This window comes from Paenibacillus sp. LjRoot56, from assembly GCF_964253335.1.
Lineage (GTDB): Bacteria > Bacillota > Bacilli > Paenibacillales > NBRC-103111 > Paenibacillus_E > Paenibacillus_E allorhizoplanae.
Genome location: NZ_CAXURV020000001.1, coordinates 889,148 through 911,576, shown reverse-complemented (window position 1 = coordinate 911,576; position 22,429 = coordinate 889,148). Strand labels below are relative to the sequence as shown.

The following is a 22,429-nucleotide window of genomic DNA, read 5'->3' as shown; positions in this document are numbered from 1 at the left end:
TAATCCCTCCAAATGGTTTCTGCTATCGTTTTTTTCCAGTCTTTTCTTCGCTCTATCCGCGACTAATCCCAGTTCAACTTCACTTCGCTACCTGTACGCGAAGACTCATAAATCGCATCGAGAATCAAATTGTTCGTATAACCGGAAAGCGCCGATGTAATCGGCTGTTTGCCTTCACGAATACAATCTAGGAAATGTAGGCTTAGACGTAGGCGCTCACCTTCATCATTCTCAGGCTTTTTCAATTCAGTCTCGATCGGACGGTTGAATTTCTCTGTCAGCAATTTCCCCGTAGGTCCCTTGTAACTAGCTCCGCCATCCGTGCCCATCAGATGCACGAAAGGCGTGTTATCCGTGTCCATGTGAACTGCCCAGCTCACTTCAAGCGTCAGCGTGCTGCCATCTTCCATACGAATCAGCGCAGTCGCCAAATCCTCTACATCATACGTACCATTCCAATTCGGCTTGCCCCATGTGCCAATCCCTTTGCGACGTGGTCCGAATTCCGCATACGTTGCACCGACAACAGAAACTGGCTTTGGATTCCCCATTAAATAGAGGGCAAGATCCAGCATATGAACGCCGATATCGATCAAAGGACCGCCACCGGATTCATCCATTCTCGTGAACCATGTTCCCCAACCTGGGATGCCTTTGCGGCGGAACCAGCCCGTTTTGGCTGTGTAGATTTTGCCTAGCTCGCCTGCTTCAACTTGCTCTTTAATCTGCATAGGAACGGATTCCCAACGCATTTGGTGACCGATCATCACGATCGTATTCGATGCTTTACTTGCTTCATATATTTGTTTAGCCGCTTCGGCGTTAATGCCCATTGGCTTCTCAATAAGTACATGTTTGCCCGCTTCAATCGCTTGTACAGCAAGGGAAGCATGGTATTGATTCGGCACCCCAATAATGACAGCGTCGACGTTCGTGCTTTGAATCAGCTCTTCTGGTGTGGCAGCCACATGAGCAATGCCATGCTCTTGAGCCCTCGCTGTAGCTAAAGGCAAGTACGCATCCGTAATCGCCGTAATCTCACAGAGTTCCGCCAGCTTTGAAAACTCCCGAATATGAACCCCGCCAATATTGCCTGCACCAATAATCCCAATTCTAATTTTGTTAACGCTTTCCACGACTCGTTCCTCCTCATAAGTACACGCTGTTGACTCTGCTTTTATGATAAAATAAGATCACTAAGAAGTCGTACCGTATATTCGGAAAACGTCCCATTTTTTCGAAGGAGCCCTGACTGATCATGACGTATTTTCCAGATTATCTGAAAACGTACCCAAATATGCATTCCCCCTTCCCGTTCCACCTTAGTAGAAATACATTGGAGCACGGTTTTCGCGCGCACCGCCATGATTACCTCGAGTTCTCCTATGTGGTCGAAGGTCGTGGCGCAGAATCGATAAATGATGTAAAACATACGATGGCACCTGGCACGTTCACCTTTGTGCTGCCCTATCAAGTACATGAGATTTTTACGGATCCGGGTCAAAAACTAGTTCTCGTCAACGGCATGTTCAGTATGGATTTACTTATGGAGCCTGGGAACGATCAAGGTCTCTCTGATCTGTTTAATGATTCGAATGGATTGCCGGCATATGTACAGTTCGAAGGGGCCGAGCAAAAAATGATGTCATCTCTTATCGAAGAGATGGTGAAAGAGTATCACGGCGACGAGCGGTACAGGCAAACTCTGCTGAAGGCTAAACTGAAAGAAATTCTGATCCGCTTTGATCGGCATCGCTTCCAGCACGCAGGCCAGGAGGAAGAAGCTGCAACGTTGGCCAAATCCCCTTCAAGGTCCAGCCACGCCGTGTGGCCGATTATTCATTATATCCATCGGAATTATCAAGAGGATCTGGCGTTGTCCGATCTGGCCGCTCGCTTCACGATGAGCGTGTCGCGCATCAGCGAAGTGATTAAGCAAACAACAGGCCAAACTTTCGTCCACTTCCTGCACGATCTGCGTTTGCGTCATGCCTGCAGCTTGCTGGTCTCCACTGACATGAGTGTCACGGAGATCGCTTTGGAAGTTGGCTATGGCTCGTACAAAACCTTTTCGCGGATATTCCGAGAGAGTAAGGGCATTGTGCCGAAGGAGTATAGGCGAGTTGAGCATGGGCGTGCGGTAACGTAGGTGCTGAACAAAAAACCCGCCATTTCGCACTACGCGAATTGCGGGTTCTTTGCAGGTAGCTATGTACTTGTTATGTCCACAAGATTTGCCTCAGAAGCTTTAACTAAATCAGCACCGCTTATAAATATTTGCAGCCCACGACGGCCTGCACTAATGCTGACCAGCTCCATCTTTGTCACGGAACTATCCAAGAAGAACGGATATTTTTTCTTCATACCAAGCGGCGAGACACCGCCCCTTATATATCCCGTAAGATTCTGAATATCCTTTACAGGAACCATTTCTACCTTTTTATTACCGCTTTGGATCGCCAAACTTTTTAAATTAAGCTCTCGATCTCCAGGGATGCAGGCAACGATTACCCCCGTTTTATCCCCTTTCAAAACTAATGTTTTATAAAGTTGACTAACTAACAAATGAACCTTTTCGGCCACCGTGCGGACATCTAATTGATTTTCATCCCACTCGTATTCATGCAACGTATAGGGAATTTTGAGCAAATCTAATTTGCGACAAGCATTTGTCTTCACCATGTTCTCACCTTTTTCCGATATGCTAAACGTATGGTTCCATTTTACCTAATCAAGGCGTGTTCGCAAGGGTTAACAAAAAAAATGACCCACAGCAATGGGCCGCAGGTCTCAAGTTATCTATATTTAAAAAGGGGGTCGAGATTTAGTATAGGCTCGTTTCCTTAAATCTACCTGAAGATAAGATTTCAATCTTGTTACATTTACATGACGGCTTATTGCCGATCGTTTATGACTTCAGCACCCGGTTCGATACATCACTGATTTGCTTCAGTTCTTCATCTGTCAGTGTGAATTGCATGGCTTTCACATTTTCCTCCGCGTGATGCGTTTTCGACGCACCTGGAATGGCGAACACGGTCTCCCCATGCGCATGAATCAGCCAATTCAGCGCGATCTGCGTTGGTGATGCATCATATAGCTGCGCAAGTTCATCTAACTTGTCGATCAGTGGCTTCGACTTCTGCAGCCCCGAGGCACGGAAAGCCGATGTGAATTTACGCGGCCCCTTGATCGCTTTCACCAGATCTGGGTTTTTGTGAAACTTGCCGCTTAATATCCCCTGCTCCAGCGGGGAGTATGCGATAATCGCGACACCAAGCTCCTTGGCAGCTTCCATGATCCCATTGTGCTCAATCCTGCGATCCAGCAAGCTATACTTCACTTGGTTGGAAATGAGGCGAAGTCCGTGCTCGCGGAGAACTCGGTCAGCTTCACGCATTTTATCAGCAGAAAAATTACTGACGCCTATGTTCTTAATTTTACCTGACTTCACGAGCCCTGCCATCGCAGTCATTTCCTCTCGAACGGATGAAAATGAAAAAGGCTGATGCACCTGATGCAGCTCGATCGTCCGATTCTCCAGCAGCCGTATGCGCTCATCAATCGTACTCGTGATACTGCTTGCCGTGCGAAGGAACGGCCACCACTTCGTCGCAATATGTGCTCCGTCAGCCAAAGTTCCCGCTTCGCGCAGCGCTTCCGCCAGCATTTGCTCGGATTGACCTTTTCCGTAAACCTCCGCTGTATCAAACCAATTAATCCCGCCCTTGAGACTGGTCTGAACGATGCTGCGCACATCCGCTCTCTTCAGAACTGGCCAAAACTTGCCAACCATTCCTTGACCATTGCTGAATTGCCAGCAGCCAAGTCCGAGTGGCGATAAAGCTAAGGACGAACTGCCCATCTGCCGGAGTACTGCTTTCCCCACCATACTATTCACCTATTCCTTATTAGCTATGATGTGATTCTTCCATTGATTATACACGATACCCGTAGGAATCACCCAATTCACGCCAGAGGCGCGGTTTGAACGTTACCAACGCGAAAAACTCAAGTTATCGAGAAAGTCCCGACAACCTGAGTTTTCATGAATTGCTCTAATCCCGCAATTTATTGATAATCCTTCGCTTTCTTTACCAGTTCATCATACGCCGCTTCCGGCGTAATTTTGCCGAACATCACTTTTTCACCAATATCCTTAAAGTCCTTAGCTGTGTAGTTACTCCAGCCTTTAGCCCCAGGGTTAAATGGTTGAGCGTCTGGTGCGACATTCTTGATCAGCTCGATTTGCTGTTTATCCGCAGGAGTCAGCTTCGGTGTCAAATACTCGAGAACCTTTTTGGAAACGGGTACACCGCGCGTTGTCGTCAAAATGTCCGCTGCTTCCGTATCGTTCACAAACCAGTCGATAAACGCTTTGGACGCTTCAATGTTCTTAGAATCCGCACTAATGGACCAGAACATGGACGGCTTCAGGAAGCCGCTGGCCTGAGCGCCTTTAGGCTGTGTAACAAATTTATAAGCGCCCGGCTTCACGCCTTCATAGCCAGGCAACAGCGCTGCAAAGCTGCGCTTGATCAAAACTGTATCGTTGTTCATCAAATCCATTTTCGCATCGGATTCTTTATCTGTCGTTGCCACATCAGGTGGAGGAACTACGCCTTCTTTACGAAGATCCGCATATTTCTTCGCATACGTGATGTACGTATCTTTGTCCAAATTGAATTTGCCATCTACCGTAACCGGATTGCCCTTACCTTGGCTGCTTTGGTAGGAGGAATAAACAGTGTAATCATTCGTCGCATCCATTAAGGCATATTTGTCTTTCTCTAGCTTCGCTTTCGCATCCCTGCCGAATTGGAAATATTGATCCCATGTCCAGCCATTAGCCGGAGGTGTGATACCCAGTTTGTCCACTGCATTCTTGTTGAACAGCATTCCCGTCGCATTATTCCCTAAAGGAATCGCATATAACTTATCTTTAAATTTACCAGAATCGACGAGAGATTTATCGATATCCGCGGTATTAATACCTTTTGACAGATCCACGAGTTGGTTTCTTCCACTATATTCAGCTAGCCAAGCCGGATCCATCTGGATCACGTCTGGTGCATTTTTCGCCGCAGCCTGGGTAGCTAGCTTATCCGCATAGCCATCAAACCCGGAAAATTCCGGTTCAAACGTAACGTTCGGATGTTTCTTCGTGTAGGCATCAAGTGCCTTCAAGGTCGCATCATGTCTGGCTTGTGAGCCCCACCATACAATGCGCAGTTTCACCGGCTTATTATCGACCACTGCTGCTGTTGCTGCTGCACCGCTGCTTGGTTTTGCGCTTTCGCCTGTTTTAGTACTGGTCGTGGTATTGCTACCGCAAGCGGTCAAGCTTACAGCTGTAAGTGCTGTAACTGTCAGTAAACCCCATCTTTTTATCTGCTTGTTCATCATTCTGCTAACCCCTTCCTGTACTCCATATTCAGGTCCATGTGTCAACGCCTTTCCGATAAAAGGAACGAAGGTACAGTAGCAACTCCATTCATCAGCAGCGCGCTTATAACTTCATTATATAAACCGAAGGACACAATCAAAATAAGGGTAATGAACACATTTCTACCACAATCGAGCACAACCTATTTCTTTCCGAGCTCGCTGGGATTCATACCATAATGTTTTTTGAAAATGGAGCTGAAGTAAGCCACATTCTTGTAGCCTACCTTTTCTGCTATCTCGTAAATCATGTGCTTACCTTCTGTCAGCAGTACTTTGGCCTTCTCCAGCCTTACACGGATCAAATAGTTCGTAAAGGTTTCTCCCGTTGCTTTCTTAAACATCCGGTTCAAATAATTGCGGGTTAGATACAGCTGTTTCGATAAATCCTCCAAAGCAATGTCCTCGGCATAATGCTCATGCGCATATTGAATCATGAAATCAATGGCTTCCTTATGTTTGGAGTGTTCGCTCCATCCACGCTGTGAGGAAATGCCGGAGATTTTGTTTTCAAGCCAATCCCGGAGCTCCTCGATCGTCTGAATCTTGGTAATTTCCTGGTTTGCCGGCAGACCAGGGAACAGATCGTCGAGCACCACGCCGGTGCTGTATAGCGAATAGGCCAGAATCGTCCACAGCTCCGAACATAAGTATTGCAGATACGCTGGCGTTACGGAAGGCATCTGGCGGAGCTGCGCCAAGTAGGCATCCACAATCGCAAGCGTCTCCTCTTGCTTCGCATATACGATAGCCTCGGCAAGCTCTTGATAAAACTTGATAGGGCGAATCGTAAACTCGGGCTCTGCAGCATCCAGATTGGACAGGCGAGTCCCCTGATCTTCGTTCAGCGTTTGCTGCAGGAGATCCAAGAAAGCCTCTTCTGTTGAGTCAGAGAGTTGTCTCCAGTCCGCCTGCACACTCCCAATTCCGATACGGATACTTAATTTCAAATAGGTCTGAGTACATTCCGAGATGTACGCTCCAATACGCTTTATACTCGCTCGAGCCACTGCATCCGATTGCTCTAAAGGAATATGAAAAACGATGGCAGCATGATGGCTGTGCAGCTCGATGAACTCAGAAAGCGGCCAATCCCGCTCCAGCACTTCGCGAATGATATTAGCCAGGGCGAACCGGAACAAGCTCCAGTCCGTTAAAGTGAGATTCGATACACGGATTGTCCCCATCAGCTCGATGCCCATGATGAGATGTTTCTGCTTGAGCCACGATTTCTCGTCGATCGGCTCCATGCTTTCCTCCGCCATAGCCCGACCCAACGTACCCGTGACGACCGACTTCAACCATTCCTTCTGCACGAAGGGCTCGTACATCATTAACCTGCGCCGCGTCTCTTCCTGCTCTAGCTTCGCTAGTTCTTTGGTCTCCAGCTCATGGATAACCCGCTCCAGCACACCACTAAGTTCATCCATCGTGACCGGCTTTGACAAGTAATCGCTTACCTGCAGTCGCAGCGCTTGACGCGCGTACTGAAAATCGGAATAACCACTGAGGATAATGATTTCTCCCGCAAATCCTACCTGCTTCAGTTGCTCGATCATTTCGAGACCATTCATCACGGGCATATAGATGTCGGTAATGATAATGTCTGGGCTCGTTTCCTTAACCTTCTGAAGTCCTTCCTGCCCATCCATCGCTTCTCCTACCCATTCCGCCTCTAACCGCTCCCAGGGGATGGATTTCTTCATCCCTTCCAGCACTTGAAAATCATCATCAATTATAAGTACTCTCCACATGAAAAGCCTCCTCAACTTCGGATTTATCGTGCAAAACAGGGAGCCGCAGAACCACTTCCGTTCCGCCTTCCTCTCTGCCTCGCATCGTGACTCCGTAAGGCTCCCCGAAATAGGCAGCAATGCGGTCCATCACATTCCTAACGCCATAGCCTCCGGTTTTGCGCGGCTTCGGTACATCCCATTCTGGCCTCAGCCCTACGCCATTATCGGTAATGATAATTTCCAATTCGTTTTCCTTACGATTAAGGGCGATATGAACCTCCCCAGCCCTCCTGCCATGAAATCCATGAATGAACGCATTCTCCACAAAGGGCTGTATCGTTAAACGCGAAATATACAGTTCCTTTAACTCCTCTTCGATTTCAATGGTGTAAGTAAGACGCTCACCCCAACGAATCTTTTGAATTTGCAGGTAGCACTCTACATGCGTCAGCTCATCCCGAATTGGAATGACCGTCTCACCATTGGAAAGACCAATACGGAACATTTTGCCCATTAAGGATACGATTGTACTGATCTTCTCTTGTCCAGAATCAATAGCGATCCAGTTCAGCTGATCCAAGGTATTGTATAAAAAATGGGGATTTATCATCGCCTGCAGCGCCAATATCTCCGCTTCTCGCTTACGCTTATGCTGGGATTGCAGCGATTGCAGCAACTCTTCAATCCGCTCCATTTGCCGGCGGTACCCGTTGAATAAACTTCCGAACTCGTTCTCGTAATCGGTAGGCAGATCCATTGCAGCTCCTGCAGCAGGCACTCGTCCCATTCGCGACAGTAACAGTCGAATTGGCTTCGTGAACTGTCTGGATAGAAACAGCGTGAAGAAGGCAGTGATGAATATGGCCGTCAGACCGACAGTGACTAGAATATAAGCTAGGCGGATACTGCCGTGTACGATCTCATTCCATGGGGTAATTTCAATCAGCATCCAGTCTGATCGCACCTTGCTCCATACAAGCAGAGCCCCTTCGCCTTGTTTGTCAGGAAGATGTATATAATTCGATGCGATCTCCTTGCTGCTGATCAGCCCAAGATCCTCTTCGCTCAATGTGGGCTTTCCAATCGTGGCAATCGTCCTGCCGCTGGCATCCAACAGCAGCCGATTCTTCTCTTTTCCCTCGGACTCCCCGCGAACCATACTTTCGATTGCGGTCGCCTTCACGTTCAGCATCAGCAACCCATAGTACTTATCCGAATTGTTATATAGCTTACGAGCGAAACTGATAAATTGTTGCGGCCCCTTATTCGTGGGGAGCGTCCGCTCCCCGACCCAGGCGAAGTCTGAATTCTGGATTTCCGGGTACCATGGCTCCTCCCGAACATGCTTCATATCCAGAATTTGCACAGGAGCCTGAGGATCGGTCTTAGTTGGATTGTCTATATATAAATAGATGGACTGGACCATCGTCGTGCTGTACGTAATGCTTGCCAGCATCCGCAGCATATCGTCCCTGCGATGAAATAACTCGAAAGGATCCTTTTCAAAGGGATCATAGCCGATCGTATTCATATTGCGGGAAGCAGCCAGCGACATTTGTTCAATCGATTTCAGCTGGATATCAATCTGCTTATTCAACTCATTGAGCATATCTTGCTGGTAGTACGATGATGTATCCGCAAGTTCTCTAGCTGTCACACTATAGCTGATCCATGTAAAGACGAGAAGCAAGATCGATAAGAAAGAAGCGAAACTACTGAAAAACAAGCGGTCAATCCGCACGCGTTTGAATAAGTTCATTCGAGCTCTCCCTTCAGGCGGCAATCATGAAAGCCAAAAAAGCTGCACAGTATCGCAGCTTTTCAAGCAACTCATCAAATTTTACCCCTTCACTGCACCTGACGCAATGCCGTCTACAAAATGGCGCTGAGCCATAAAGAAGATAATTAACGAAGGAACAATGGATACGAGTGACATCGCCAGCAATTGACCCCAAGGCAAGGCCGACTGACTGTCTACAAACAATTTGAGCGCAAGCCCAACCGTGTATTTATCCACCGAATTGATATACAACAAGTGTCCGAAGAAATCATCCCAGTTCCAGAGGAAACAGTAGATGGCTACCGTGACTAGTGCAGGCTTGGTCAGTGGGAGGATGATGCGCCAATAAATGCCGAACCAACTGCAGCCATCGATTTTGGCCGATTCGTCCAGATCCTTCGGAAGTCCGCGAATGAACTGAATGAGCAGGAAAATAAAGAAGGGTCCGCCGATACCGCCAGCTAAGGCATGCGGGACATAGAACGGCAGATACGTATTAATCCACCCGAAAGCATTGAACATAATATACTGCGGAACTAACGTCACCTGACTAGGCAGCATCAACGTGACCATCAGGATTGAGAACCAGAAATTTTTGAGCGGAAAGTCAAGTCGGGCAAAGCCGAAGGCGACGAGACTGCAAGAGAGCACCGATGTAATTAGCACGCCTGCGATAAGCTCGAAGGAGTTTATATAGAAATGTGTGAATGTAAATTTCGGAAGCGCAACCCAGCCGTCGGTGAAGTTGCTCCACAACCATACCTTCGGGAACAAATTAGGTGAGCTCATCTCATCATTGGATTTGAATGCCGCTCCAACCCACCATAAGATGGGATAGACCATCACGATACTGAATAGGGCTAAAAAAATATGGGAGCCGAGAGTCCGGCGTTGCGTTAGTGTCATTTTTTACGGCCTCCTTCAGTCTCATAGAATACCCAGTAACGGGATGATGCGAAGATCAAGGCAGTCGCGATGCCGATAATAACAAGCAGTATCCAGGCTAATGCCGAAGCGTACCCCATATCATAGCGGGCGAAAGCTCTTTCGTACAAATACAGCGCATACATATACGTAGAGTTGATCGGGCCGCCTTTTGTAATAATGAATGCCTGCGTGAACATTTGGAACGAGCCAATCGTCTGCAGCACCAGATTGAATAGCAGAACCGGGGAAAGCATAGGCAGCGTAATATTGAAAAATTGTCTGAGCTTAGACGCACCATCAACAGAAGAAGCCTCATAGAGCTCCGATGGAATTTGTTTTAGCCCTGCAAGGAAAATAACCATCGAAGAGCCAAACTGCCACGCCACCAAAATAATTAACGTGCCCATAGCCGTACCAGGGCTACTGATCCAACTGATCCCCTCTATCCCAAAAATATTTAAAAACTTATTGATAAAACCGTCGATTCCGAAAATATTTTTCCATAGAACCGCGACGGCGATACTGCTCCCGATTAAAGATGGCAAATAAATAAATGTACGGTAAATGGAAATACCCTTTATGTTTTTGTTGAGCAGCATAGCGACTAACAGGGCAGTCACCAGCTTGAGTGGCACCGAGATTACTACGAACATGAGCGTAACAGTGAGAGACTGCCTGAACGTTTCATCGTCGGTGAAGATGCGTTCATAGTTTCTCAATCCGATCCAATCGGGAGCGTCCAGCAAAGTAAATTTGGTAAAGGAATAGTAAACCGATCGAATCATCGGCCATAAGGTTAAGAGCAAGAAACCAAGCAGCCATGGGGAGATGAACAGATACCCTGCCACAGGCGATTCCCAACGGCCCTTCCAATTAAAGGCGGCGAACCGCTTTTGAGCCTGTTTACTGGCACTTGTCGTAGGTTGTGTACGCATATTAGGGCTCACCCTTTTCTAATAGTAATTTTCATCTATCATCAGTATAAAAGAGCCCTCCCCCCAAGAAAATGAGAGGATTGAACACAACTTCATCCCTATCGAACACAACCAAAATAAAAAAATCCTCCTAGCCTATTCAGCTGAGGAGGACTTTTCTATATCCATACATGGCCCGTCAATCAACAATCATTTCCCTAACATCGGCTCACCCAGAATGCTCCTATCCCCTTGCACGTAGATCCGAAGGGCCTTCGTATCTTTGACATTGAGCTCTAATTCTGTCATTTTACCTGACTTCACTTTCAGTTCCTTCACAGTTACATTATGCTCATCCACGACCTTTACCTGCAAATCATCGCTAGTCAGGGTGTCAGACGCCCATATTTTAGCTTTAAATTTATCGTATTGGAAATCAGTGGTGACCTCCAAATTGACCGAACGACTCCCCCCAGTCACATACCCATAGTTCAGTATAGTTCCGTCAACGGTTGTTAACTCCTCTGGTGTTCTGCTTGCCATGCGATACGTGATATTCCCATTGTAGACAAATTCCGGTGATGCTTTGATGTAGCTGATTGAATTCGGAGTCACAGTACCACTCACTTCGCCCAAATAAGCTGTTTCGGTTTGCGGATCCCAGGTGACTTGTATCCCCGCTGCTTCGGCTACCGCCCGCATTGGCAAATAAGTTGAGCCTCTGTAAGTGATCGGTACAAGCTTCGTGCCATCGTCCTTGTCCGTCGGTTCAAAGGGCTTGCCGTTCAACATAATCTTGATTCCTGTGTTCATAAAAACCTTGATTTCCGTTAATGTCCCTGCGCCTAAACTCTGCTGCGTCAAAAAGAGAGTGAGCATAACGGCTAGTGTGGAGATGACGATTCCTTTGTTTCGCAAACGTTTTCTCATCTACAGTTCCTCCTTCACATGATTAAGGTATGACAATCAATGTTGCAGACATCGCTGGCAGCTTCACGGAGAGGCCTTGGCTTGTTCCTTGAACGGTTCCAACTGGGGCAAGACGCTTTTGTGCATCAAAACGGTACACAGATGCTGTCGCATTCAGCGATAAATCCGACTGCAGCTTGGCTTCACGCGGAGCTGTGTCTTTATTGAACAGCAACACGTATTGCTTGCCTTCCGGCGATACAATGGTATAAGCGCCTATCGTATTCAAGTTGGAGCTCGTTGCGCTGACAACCTCGCCTTCAATACGGCTGCCTTGACCGTCATAATCCAAGTACAACTTGAACGCATCTTCTAGTGGCGTATTGCCAAGAAGCGCTCCCCAACGCATGGCATAATCGACGCCTTCGCGAGCGAATAAGGCAAGTGCCTCCGCTTGCGCAAGTCCGCTTCCAATGCCCCCTCCGTCGCCGAAGTTATATTCGGAGATCGACAGCTTCATCCCCGGCGAGTTGCGGGCAATGAGGTCATGCATCCGTGGTATCAGGTTCACGGGTTCTTGAATCCATGAGGAAGGATCGGTGAAATTCGGATCGTATAGCGACTTCAAGGAGTCAAAGCGACGCTTCGTCATCAGCTTGGATTCATCGCTTGAGAACGCTACATTATTTTCAGCCGGGTAATAGTGAATATCGAGGGTGTCGACCAAACGTTGACCGGTTTGCAAGCGATAGTCCTCTACTTTGCCCAAAAACCACTCCAAATAAGGCTTGTTGTTATGGTCCTCCATATCCTTGCCAGATGAACAGCCGTCCTTCGCCGAGTAGAAATATTCGCACCATCCCCAAGGTACCGGTCCGAAGATCTTCGCCTCTGGATCTGCCTGTTTGATCGCCTGAGCATAGCCTTGCGTATAATTCCAAACCTCATCATAGGTTGTCATTTGCGGGTGAACATCCCAATGCGAATGCGGCCACAGCATGGGCTCATTATCGAGCGCGTAGTTGTGCACATAAGAACCGAAGCGCTGCTGGAGATGCTGGATCCATCCCTTCACGAAATCATAACTGACCTGCTTGGATGTATCTGTTGGATTGTTCCCGGTCAGATAACCGCCATCCTTATTCCTGCCATTTCCGGCATCCTTGCGACACCACGCTTCATGCCAATCGCACTCGTTGCCTTGCTGCTGACCATACTTATCAATGGAAAAACTCCAGCTCGTTTTTCGATCCTTCGGCGTCCAACCGATCGTCGGCACCTGCAGTAAGACCTCTGTACCCGTGTTTTTGGAATCCTGAATGAACCGGTCTGACAAGGAACCGTTCGGCAGCTTTGACGGGTCCGCGTTGTCATTGGCGATGTTCAAGAAGTACCAGTCGCCGCCACGGTTGGTCGTATCGATTTCCCAATTGTAACGGGTCATCGCATTCCCACCCCAGCGTTTGACTGGAACATTCATCATGGAATGCCCTTCCGAAGGGTTATCCTCGAAATTAACACCAAAGATGCCAGGGCTTAACGCGCGACGCCCTTTAGTTGAGTCTATTGTAACTTGGACGCTTGGAAGCTCTGGATCAGGCAAGTTAACGACCGATGTGGTCTTCAGCATGCTAATGTCATCAAAATAGACCGTTCCTTGATCATGCTCGCCCCACGCCGACACGACAATGCCATCGAACGTTAGCTCACGGATACCAAGATCAGCAAATTTCAGCTTAACCTCCGTCCATTGATTGGCCGGTACGCCGTCTGGCAGCACGCTATCGAGATTAAGCTCCCCGACGAAACCTCGATCGTCCATCAAGTTAACATGCAGCTTCTGTCCGCCAATGGAGCCGCCATGGACTTTCAACGATAACCCATAGTAATGATCGAGATCCATTTTCACATTGCGATGCATCCAAATACCGTCATACCCTTGGGCTAGAAAGGAAATGGACTTCGTTCCCGAAGCTGTTGGCTGCACGTTGTCGAAATTGTTCGTTCCCCAGCTCCATGTATCGTAGCCCTCAGCCAATCCATCCTGATATATCGCCTCGGGTGTGACTGGAACGACCTGTACGTACATGGAAGCCGATGTTGTACCATAAACAGCAGTTAGCTTGGCTAAGCCGCTTCCTGTCGCCTTCAAAACACCTTTATCTACGGTGATGATACCAGGATCGCTGGTGGTCCATGTGGCTTGGTCACTCCTATCAGCACTTGTATCATTGGAATAACGAGCTTCATAGGTAAGCTTGGCGCTATCGCCAGGAGCTAGCACCATGCCGTATTGAGACAGGACGCCCTCCACCAATACTGGCGGCGCAACATACTTCTCTAGCAAGCGAATATCATCGAGATATACGGTACCTTGCTCACCATCGCTTAAGCCGCTAAACAGCAAACCATCGAATAACTGATCTTTCATTTGCAATTCCGGCAACTGAAGCTGTACCTTCGTCCAGCCATTGGCAGGAATTTTACCACCTTCGATCAGACTGCCAATATCTACCCTCGCCGCAGCTTGACCGCCAGCGTTGAATACCAGCTCCAGCTGCTGTGCGCCGGAGTCTCCCTCGTTAATCCAGAATTCGAGACGATCGTAATCCTTCACCTGAACAGCTCCGTTGTTCTTATACAGATATAAGCCGCCTTGACCGCTTGGATTAAAGGAGATTGCTTTGGATCCCGTGTGAACAACAGTAGAATCACTCAGATTATGCTGGGCCCAGCTGTAATCCTGAAAAACATCGCTCAGCCCTTCTTCATAAATGTTCATTGCCGCTTGGCCGTCAGGAACCGGGGGAGGCGCAATCTCCGAGATTCGCACTAATGTCTCTGCGCGCGCCGTTCCATATACCACAGAGAGCACCGAGGTGCCAGCATTCAGCGCTCTAACCGTGCCATTAGCCACCGTTGCCACGGAAGGATCCGATGAGCTCCAGACCGCACCCTGTATCAAAGGAACTGAAGTACCGTCGGAATACGCTCCGTTAACCGCGATATTACCTGTTTGACCTGTTAGCAAATTCAAACGGGTCGGCGTTACAGAAATGCCAGTGAGTACAACCGTATCCTCCTTCTCCAAGACACGACCTGACAAGGTAATATCATCCATGTACACCTCCGGCTGCTGACCCTCTGTCGTACCGCGAATGAGAATGCCATCGAATATGCCGTTTGGAATGTTCAGTTTATCTAGATCGATTGTCGCCTTCTGCCAAGTACCCCCCTGAAAATAAGATTCGTTCAACGGGATGGAAGCGACCTGTTCCCCTCCAGCATTTAGGACAAGCTCTAGCTTCTGGGCGCTTCCACTCCCGCCGTTCAACCACAGTTCCAACACAGGGTAATCAGACACGCGAATAATCCGGTCATTATACAAATACAGCCCATCGTCATGATTAGGTTTCATGCGAATGGAATTGCTGCCCGTATGAACCGTCTTTTTCTCCGTTAAACTATGGTTAGCCCAGCTGTAATCAGCGAAGGAACTCCCAAGCCTATCACCATAAACCGTGAATTGGGCTGGCATACTTGCGGCATTTACCGACGGCAGCCTCCCTATGTCCGCAGCTGTGTTTGAACCGGCCAAAACAATCGCTATAGCCAAAGTTAGCCTCACAGCAGCAGCCTTTTTAAATCTACCTAGTTTCACCTTGCTACCTCCTCTTTCTCTCACTAATCCCATCCATTATCATCAATATCGAAAGGTAGCGGATAGGGACCTAGCTCCTGTATTTCCCCTGACCGCGTCATGAATTACATACTAACTGGTCATGATTCCTACTATGACTTGTCATAACGTTTCCTATGTCCTGCTTTCAGTTTGCTGAGCTATGATATACTGTCCTCATACTTATTATCGAAGGGGATCCGATCGTTGAACGTGCTATACAGGGAACAAACCGCACACCATGATATCTCTATTTATGACACCAACACCTTTTCTGATCAAAAAGGGAGCTTTCGCGTCTTGGAGTTTTCCAATCAAGCCATGCAAGGTGCGATGGATTTGGAGCATCCAGATCGTATCCTTTTCGAATATCCACGAGCTATGATTCATCTCATGCAGATTAATGCCCCTAGCTTTGAGCGTGTATTCCTCATCGGTCACGGAATCGGCACGATCGCTTCCCACCTGAGAGAGAAACGCTTTACCGTTGCGGAGTTGGATGCACATGTCGTGGCGCTGAGCAGGCGCTTCTTCGGCTACAACCAGGACAACGTGCACATCGGAGATGGCAGGCAGCTTCTAAGCAACGAGCCTCCACGAACGTATGATTACATCCTTGTTGATGCTTTTACCGACAAGGGCACACCGCTGTCATTAACGTCATTAACCTTTTTCCAAATCGCTCTTACAAAGCTCGACGAGGGCGGCGCAATTCTTCTGAACTTAATGGGTAAAGGTGAGCATGACCCGCTCTTAGCCGCTATTCACACAACACTTAGTGAAGTGTTTAAGCACGTTAAAGCATTCGCTCTCCCCTCTGAGGGACGCCGCGATCTGCAGAATATGATCCTGATGGGTCAAAATAAGCCGATCACCCGCCACATGCGCCATATGGCTGGCTTCGTCGAAATTGAGCCAGGCTATGGGCATATCCTGATGGATGAAGCTTAATTTCCTTTTTTTATTCATCTGGGGGAGTTGTTTGCTTCCTATCGTTTATAATAAAATGTAAGAAGCAAAAAAAGTTCAATAGAAAAGGTGTCATTCATGAGCATATTAAACGTAGAACGACTTAGTCACGGATTTGGGGATCGCGCGATCTTCAACGATGTATCCTTCCGCCTGCTGAAAGGCGAGCACATCGGACTTATTGGCGCAAATGGTGAAGGGAAATCGACCTTCATGAACATCATTACCGGCAAGCTGCAGCCGGACGACGGGAAAGTCGAATGGTCCAAGCGCATGCGCGTTGGTTACCTCGATCAACATGCGGTACTTAGCAAAGGCATGACGATGCGCGACGTGTTGAAAGGTGCCTTCCAGTATCTGTTCGATATGGAACAAGAAATGAACGATATGTATGGCCGCATGGGCGACGTTTCGCCTGAAGAGCTTGAGCGCTTGCTCGAGGATGTAGGAACGATTCAAGATACGTTAACGAATCAAGATTTCTACATGATCGATGCCAAAATCGAAGAAACGGCCCGCGGTCTGGGTCTGACAGATATCGGCTTAGATAAAGACGTAAATGATTTGAGCGGTGGGCAGCGTACGAAGGTGTTGTTGGCGAAGCTTCTTTTGGAAAAGCCAGACATCCTGCTCCTCGATGAGCCTACCAACTATTTGGATGAGCAGCATATCGAATGGTTGAAACGCTATCTGAATGAGTATGAGAATGCCTTTATCCTCATCTCACATGACATTCCTTTCTTGAACAGCGTAATCAACTTGATCTACCACATGGAAAATCAAGCCTTGAACCGCTATGTCGGTGACTACGACCATTTCCTAGAAGTTCACGAAATGAGAAAATCCCAGCTGGAGTCCGCATACAAGCGCCAACAGCAGGAAATTTCGGAGTTAAAGGACTTCGTTCAACGTAACAAAGCGAGTGTCGCCACTCGTAATATGGCGATGTCCAGACAGAAGAAGCTCGACAAGATGGAAGTCATTGAGCTTGCCAAAGAGAAACCGAAGCCACAGTTCAACTTCAAAGAAGGACGTACAGCCGGGAAGCTCATCTTTGAGGCGACAGATCTGGTTATCGGTTACGACTCACCGTTATCCCGTCCGCTTAACCTGCGCATGGAGCGTGGGCAGAAAATTGCACTCGTCGGTGCCAACGGGATCGGGAAGACGACGTTGCTGCGCAGCATTTTAGGCGAAATCCCTGCATTATCAGGTTCCGTGCATAAAGGTGAAAACCAACAAGTTGGCTATTTCCAACAGGAAATTAAGGAATCCAACAACAATACGTGTATTGATGAAGTGTGGAACGAGTTCCCGTCATTGAACCAATTCGAGGTTCGCGCGGCGCTTGCTCGCTGTGGACTAACGACCAAGCATATCGAGAGCAAGATTGTCGTGCTCAGCGGTGGTGAGAAAGCGAAGGTCCGCCTATGTAAGTTGATCAACCGCGAAACCAACCTGCTCGTACTCGATGAGCCCACGAACCATTTGGACGTTGATGCGAAGGAAGAGCTGAAGCGTGCACTGAAGGCGTACAAAGGCAGCATCATCCTGATTTCCCATGAACCTGACTTCTATCGTGATGTTGTGACAGAGACTTGGAACTGTGAGTCATGGACGACTAAAGTATTCTAATCCACACGTATCTTGAAGAGCTTACCCCATCACGATCGGGTAAGCTCTTTATTTCAAGACAGGTTCTGGAAAATAGATTGACCCAATCTTACGCAACATGTTACAATTAGCAAATCTTAGGTCCGTAGCTCAATGGCAGAGCAACCGGCTCTTAACCGGTAGGTTGTGGGTTCGACCCCCACCGGGCCTATAATGAATCCCCCTCGATCTTCATCGGATCGCAGGGGGTTTTCTCTTATGACGCTGTGAACTGGACAAACTGACCTTAGGGTGATACATTATGTATCACCAGTAGGATTCGTCCACCTCATCTCTGACTTGCTCGATGCTCGGGAACGCATCCGAATGAAGCCACGGAAAGCGAGGAACCGTATGCTTGTTTTTCGATCCATGTTTAAGAGCAAACTACTGGTATTGCTGCTCATTCTCTGCTTTTTCGACGCGCTATTCACCGATATCGGCTTGCAGCTAGCCTTCATTCAAGAGGCCAATCCGTTCATCCGCCATCTCTACGAATGGCACATCATCGCGTATTATCTCGTGAAACTCATATTCCCTCTCGCACTAATGCTCATATATCCCTATATCCGCCAGAAATTATGGGTCCAACCCTGCCTGACCCTCACCGTTATCGTTTATGCAGCCGTCAATGTGTATCATTTCGTCTGGCTCTCCTATGGGCTAACTTATGTCGCTGGTTCTGCCATGTAGCCAACTTATCACGTGAACATATATAGGCTATGTTTCCACAACACCGTCTATAAAACGTGATTTCAGACGGTGTTGGTGACGTTTGTAAGTTTGGAGGACACGTACACACTTACACAGCACAGTTGTGTTAACTGGAAAACATACAGCTATTTACGAGAAATTTCTTCGAAAATTCGATTTAACTGTAAAATATGTAGCTAAAACGGCTTTTTTTCTTCACATTAGGCAAAATGGTTAAAATTAACTGTAGGTTCTCCATCTATTGAGCGTTTGATCGAAAAATCCCGAAATATAACTGGATAAAATCCATCTATTTGCCTGGAGCACCGTAGGATTTACAATACAAAATAGAGGCCTAGTGTACGTCGACCGTCTTACTCGGTATCAACGTCAACATCAGGCCTCTTCGTCTGCATTTTTCACATGCTCAATGAGCTTCACTTAACACAATGGCGGGACTGTTACCCTGTCCAAGAATTGCGTCGATCTCATGCTGAATTTGCTTCAAAATGTGTAAGGCTTCCTGTGGATGGATGCCACTCTCCAGCTCCTTCTCCATAGCGAGCACCTCCGCCACCAGCGCATCTGCGTAGAAATTCACAGCGATCCCTTTCAGGGTGTGGATCTTTCTTTTAACGGCAACAAGCTCCCCGCCATCTATAAATGGGATCAGCTGATCATAGAAGTTAGAATAATCCTGATTAAATTTCTCCATCATATACTGGAAAATATGCAGCTTCTGATCAATATTCTGCAGCAATTGCTCCACACCCACTCCTGGGTATTGGTTCAACAAGCTCAATTGATTCCATTTCCCTAACATATCCGTCAGCTGCCGTTCCGTAATCGGTTTAATGAGCAAATCATTCATGCCCAGTTTCAGCAGCTGCATGCGATCCTGCATAAGCATATTCGCCGTGAGTGCTACGATCGGCACGAGATTCAAATGTTTGCGTTGTCTCAGCTTCTGAGTAGCCTCATAGCCATCCATCTCTGGCATATGTACATCCATGAGAATCAGCTTCCATGGCTGGCTGTCCGCTAATTCTAAAGCTTCAAGGCCATTCTGTGCAATCACCGTATGATAGCCCAATTGCTTCAATTGCTCAGAGATGACGAGCTGATTGATCTCATTGTCCTCTACTACGAGAATGTTCCCTTTGGACTCCGTTGCCCGCTCTGCTTCCGCGTGAGTTATGGGAGTTGTTTCCGCTGCAACAGTTCGGAGCTCCAAATGAGCTAGTCCCTCGATAGCCAGCTTCAGATTCGATCTACTTACAGGCTTCACGAGCACAACATCAGCCTGCAAAGCCTCTGGCAACTCGGACATCCATTCCCTGCCATCCAGTGTCGTATACGCGATTATCTTTGTACGTGAACGGTCAATGGGTGCGATCACTCGCTCTAACCCATCCTGATACTCAAGATCTTCCATTTGCATATCGAGAAGCACATAGTCAACAGGCAAGTCGTTCCACGCATCGTTTTCTAACGCAGCCACCAATTCCGATGCCGTCGCTACGCGATCAGTCTGCAAGTGCATCGCTTCGAGTAATTCAGTAATATGCTTAGCAACAAGAGGATGATCTTCGGCAATCCGAATTCGCTGACTCTGACTAGAACTAAGCTTCGTCTGTACGATAGTAGGCTGCACTTCCTCTTCAGCACAAGCTTTCCCTAACATTAAGTTGAAATAGAATCGGCTTCCTTGACCAAGGGTCGATTCAACTTGCAAGACACCGCCCATGGACTGTACTAAATGCTGGCAGATGACAAGCCCTAAGCCTGTCCCCCCATATCGCCGACTCATCGACGTATCTGCTTGTGAGAACGGAACGAAGAGCTTCGAGAGCTGCTCCTTAGAGATTCCGATGCCCGTATCCTCCATGGCGAACGAGAGTAAATAACCCTCATCAAATCTTTCCTCTAGCGCGACTTTCAATCGCAAATAGCCCCTCTTGGTAAACTTAATGGCATTATTCGTTAGGTTAATGAGCACTTGCTCTAACCGAAACGGATCACCACTGACGAGATCAGGCAGGTCCTCCGACGTTTCGAGTATAATCTCGATTCGCTTCTTGCCTAACGATACACTCGTAAGATCAGCTACCTTTTGGAGTGATGCCTCCAGAGAGAAATCTACCGTTTCTAGTGACATTTTACCCGCTTCAAGTTTCGAGAAGTCCAGAATATCATTAATCGTAGCCAGTAGAACGTTAGAGGAGGAATCAATTTTGCTTAAATAATCCTGTTGAATGGTAGTTAGCTCTGTCCTTTGTAAAAGGAGCGACAAACCGATGATTCCGTTGAGCGGCGTACGTATTTCATGACTCATCCTAGCTAAGAACTGACTCTTGGCCCTATTGGACTGATCCGCTTCTTCCCGCTTCTTCAGATCCGTGATGTCATGGACTGTCCCCGTCACACCATCAATTTCTTTCTCATCTTCCGTGAATAAAGGCGACAACGTCACATTATAGGCATGCTCGGACCCATCCGGATGCCGGAGGTGAATACCGAATTGTTGCGTTTTCCGTTCCAGAATGGTTTGCTCGAACCCTATTTCCCATGTCTCCGGATCGTCCATTTGAACCAATTCCGTTAGCAGCTTTCCCCTCACGTGCTCGGCATCCATCTGGTACGTAAGATACATCTTACTATTGGACGAGGCAATAGTACCATCCAATCGAAATCGAAATATGAAATCTTCCGAGTTTTCTACCAAAGTCCGATACTGTTCATCCCTTGTTCTTGCTTTAATTAAAGCAGCACGTTGCTCCGTAACATCACACGCAGAACCGATCAACTCAATCACATAACCATTTTTGTAAATGGGCTGTAGACTTACTAGGATTGTGAACCCGTTGTAGTCATACTCGTAATTGACACGTTCACCCTGCCAAGCCCTCTCGTAATATTGCTGGATACGAGCCTGAAAAGATTCGTTATATACATTCACTTCACTTATTTTCTTGCCAATAAACTGACTTGGTTTCAGCCCTAGCATTTGCAGCAGCTGTCCTTCAATCACAATATACACGAATTCATCACGGTGCTTATGGAGCTTAAACGTGAATCCCGGTTGAAAACGCAGCATATCCAGCAGCTCTTCCTCCACCTGCCGAATCTGCCCCTTATATTCCCGATTTCGAAGCAAATATCGCATGAAGCAAGCGATTACAAAAACACACATTAACTGATAGCTGATGTATTTCCAGATAACATCCAGTGATGTCCCGAATGCGAGCCACACCATGGCATAATAAAAGACAAAAAAGAACGTAGACGCATACAGCCATCTCATCCAATACGCTTTTACTTGGGCAAAAATGATGCCAGTTCCAGTAATCGCTGCAATACCAATTAACAAAAGCGGCAAAGAAATCGTACCTTCTACGACAAATCTAGCTATCCACACACAAGCAAAGGTAATGAATAGAGAAAGCATCCCTCCCATATAGGCAGCTAGCAGCAAACCGACACCACGGAAATTCAAACTCACCTGTGGCGCCATTTGAATACTGAAATTCATCAAGACAACCACAAGCGCACCATGTGCCAATCCGATATAAACTTTATGTAACCAAGTTGGCCTCTGATCAAGCTTCATGACAAGAAGGAAATGTTCCACAACTACGACAAAAACCGTTATTAACGCAAAATTGACAATCAAATCACGTAACAGAGCAATCACCAACCCGTTTCTGACTCTAGTGAGGATACT

General features: G+C 47.5%; 15 protein-coding genes and 1 tRNA gene. 5 read left to right on the top strand and 11 right to left on the bottom strand.

Annotated elements, in window-relative coordinates:
- Positions 1 to 62: 62 nt before the first annotated feature.
- Positions 63 to 1,136: a Gfo/Idh/MocA family protein gene (locus ACSQ8O_RS04185; RefSeq protein WP_056618600.1), complete on the bottom strand. Its 1,074-nt coding sequence runs from the start codon at positions 1,134 to 1,136 to the stop codon at positions 63 to 65.
- 122 nt (positions 1,137 to 1,258) lie between these two features.
- Here ACSQ8O_RS04185 and ACSQ8O_RS04180 point away from each other — a divergent pair, with 122 nt between their 5' ends.
- A complete protein-coding gene (locus tag ACSQ8O_RS04180) occupies positions 1,259 to 2,149 on the top strand; it encodes a helix-turn-helix domain-containing protein (protein ID WP_436240546.1) in 891 nt (296 codons plus the stop codon).
- Between the two features lie 59 nt (positions 2,150 to 2,208).
- Here the strand turns inward: ACSQ8O_RS04180 and ybaK are convergent, their stop codons facing one another.
- The 9 genes from ybaK to ACSQ8O_RS04135 form a co-directional block, all read right to left on the bottom strand.
- Positions 2,209 to 2,682 (bottom strand): Cys-tRNA(Pro) deacylase, encoded by a 474-nt coding sequence (ybaK, locus tag ACSQ8O_RS04175; protein ID WP_436240545.1) that lies wholly within the window; start codon positions 2,680 to 2,682, stop codon positions 2,209 to 2,211.
- A 226-nt stretch (positions 2,683 to 2,908) separates the two neighbouring features.
- Positions 2,909 to 3,892, bottom strand: a complete 984-nt coding sequence (locus ACSQ8O_RS04170; protein WP_436241937.1) for an aldo/keto reductase — start codon at positions 3,890 to 3,892, stop codon at positions 2,909 to 2,911.
- Between the two features lie 179 nt (positions 3,893 to 4,071).
- Positions 4,072 to 5,406 carry an ABC transporter substrate-binding protein gene (locus ACSQ8O_RS04165; RefSeq protein WP_436240544.1) on the bottom strand — a complete coding sequence of 445 codons (1,335 nt, stop codon included), beginning with the start codon at positions 5,404 to 5,406 and terminating at the stop codon, positions 4,072 to 4,074.
- Positions 5,407 to 5,588: 182 nt separating this feature from the next.
- Positions 5,589 to 7,199 carry a response regulator transcription factor gene (locus tag ACSQ8O_RS04160; protein ID WP_436240543.1) on the bottom strand — a complete coding sequence of 537 codons (1,611 nt, stop codon included), beginning with the start codon at positions 7,197 to 7,199 and terminating at the stop codon, positions 5,589 to 5,591.
- Positions 7,177 to 8,940: a sensor histidine kinase gene (locus ACSQ8O_RS04155; protein ID WP_436240542.1), complete on the bottom strand. Its 1,764-nt coding sequence runs from the start codon at positions 8,938 to 8,940 to the stop codon at positions 7,177 to 7,179. Before ACSQ8O_RS04155 ends, ACSQ8O_RS04160 begins: the two co-directional genes overlap by 23 nt.
- An 81-nt stretch (positions 8,941 to 9,021) precedes the next feature.
- A complete protein-coding gene (locus tag ACSQ8O_RS04150) occupies positions 9,022 to 9,867 on the bottom strand; it encodes a carbohydrate ABC transporter permease (RefSeq protein ID WP_436240541.1) in 846 nt (281 codons plus the stop codon).
- Positions 9,864 to 10,823 carry a carbohydrate ABC transporter permease gene (locus ACSQ8O_RS04145; RefSeq protein ID WP_436240540.1) on the bottom strand — a complete coding sequence of 320 codons (960 nt, stop codon included), beginning with the start codon at positions 10,821 to 10,823 and terminating at the stop codon, positions 9,864 to 9,866. Before ACSQ8O_RS04145 ends, ACSQ8O_RS04150 begins: the two co-directional genes overlap by 4 nt.
- Positions 10,824 to 11,012: 189 nt before the next feature.
- On the bottom strand, positions 11,013 to 11,732 hold the full coding sequence (locus tag ACSQ8O_RS04140; protein ID WP_436240539.1) for a stalk domain-containing protein: 720 nt from the start codon (positions 11,730 to 11,732) through the stop codon (positions 11,013 to 11,015).
- Positions 11,733 to 11,754: 22 nt separating this feature from the next.
- Positions 11,755 to 15,372, bottom strand: coding sequence for a glycoside hydrolase family 44 protein (locus ACSQ8O_RS04135; RefSeq protein WP_436240538.1), 3,618 nt, complete (start codon positions 15,370 to 15,372; stop codon positions 11,755 to 11,757).
- A 225-nt stretch (positions 15,373 to 15,597) separates the two neighbouring features.
- On the opposite strand from ACSQ8O_RS04135, the gene ACSQ8O_RS04130 reads away from it, so the two are divergent.
- The 4 genes from ACSQ8O_RS04130 to ACSQ8O_RS04115 all read left to right on the top strand — a co-directional run bounded on the left by ACSQ8O_RS04130 (position 15,598) and on the right by ACSQ8O_RS04115 (position 18,705).
- Positions 15,598 to 16,341 carry a spermidine synthase gene (locus ACSQ8O_RS04130; RefSeq protein ID WP_436240537.1) on the top strand — a complete coding sequence of 248 codons (744 nt, stop codon included), beginning with the start codon at positions 15,598 to 15,600 and terminating at the stop codon, positions 16,339 to 16,341.
- A gap of 96 nt (positions 16,342 to 16,437) precedes the next feature.
- Complete coding sequence (locus tag ACSQ8O_RS04125; RefSeq protein WP_056618568.1) at positions 16,438 to 17,994, top strand: ABC-F family ATP-binding cassette domain-containing protein; 1,557 nt, start codon at positions 16,438 to 16,440, stop codon at positions 17,992 to 17,994.
- Between the two features lie 118 nt (positions 17,995 to 18,112).
- Positions 18,113 to 18,184, top strand: a tRNA-Lys gene (locus ACSQ8O_RS04120).
- 200 nt (positions 18,185 to 18,384) lie between these two features.
- Positions 18,385 to 18,705, top strand: a complete 321-nt coding sequence (locus ACSQ8O_RS04115) for a DUF5658 family protein (protein ID WP_436240536.1) — start codon at positions 18,385 to 18,387, stop codon at positions 18,703 to 18,705.
- Positions 18,706 to 19,132: 427 nt separating this feature from the next.
- Here the strand turns inward: ACSQ8O_RS04115 and ACSQ8O_RS04110 are convergent, their stop codons facing one another.
- Positions 19,133 to 22,378 (bottom strand): response regulator, encoded by a 3,246-nt coding sequence (locus ACSQ8O_RS04110; RefSeq protein WP_436240535.1) that lies wholly within the window; start codon positions 22,376 to 22,378, stop codon positions 19,133 to 19,135.
- Between the last annotated feature and the right edge of the window lie 51 nt (positions 22,379 to 22,429).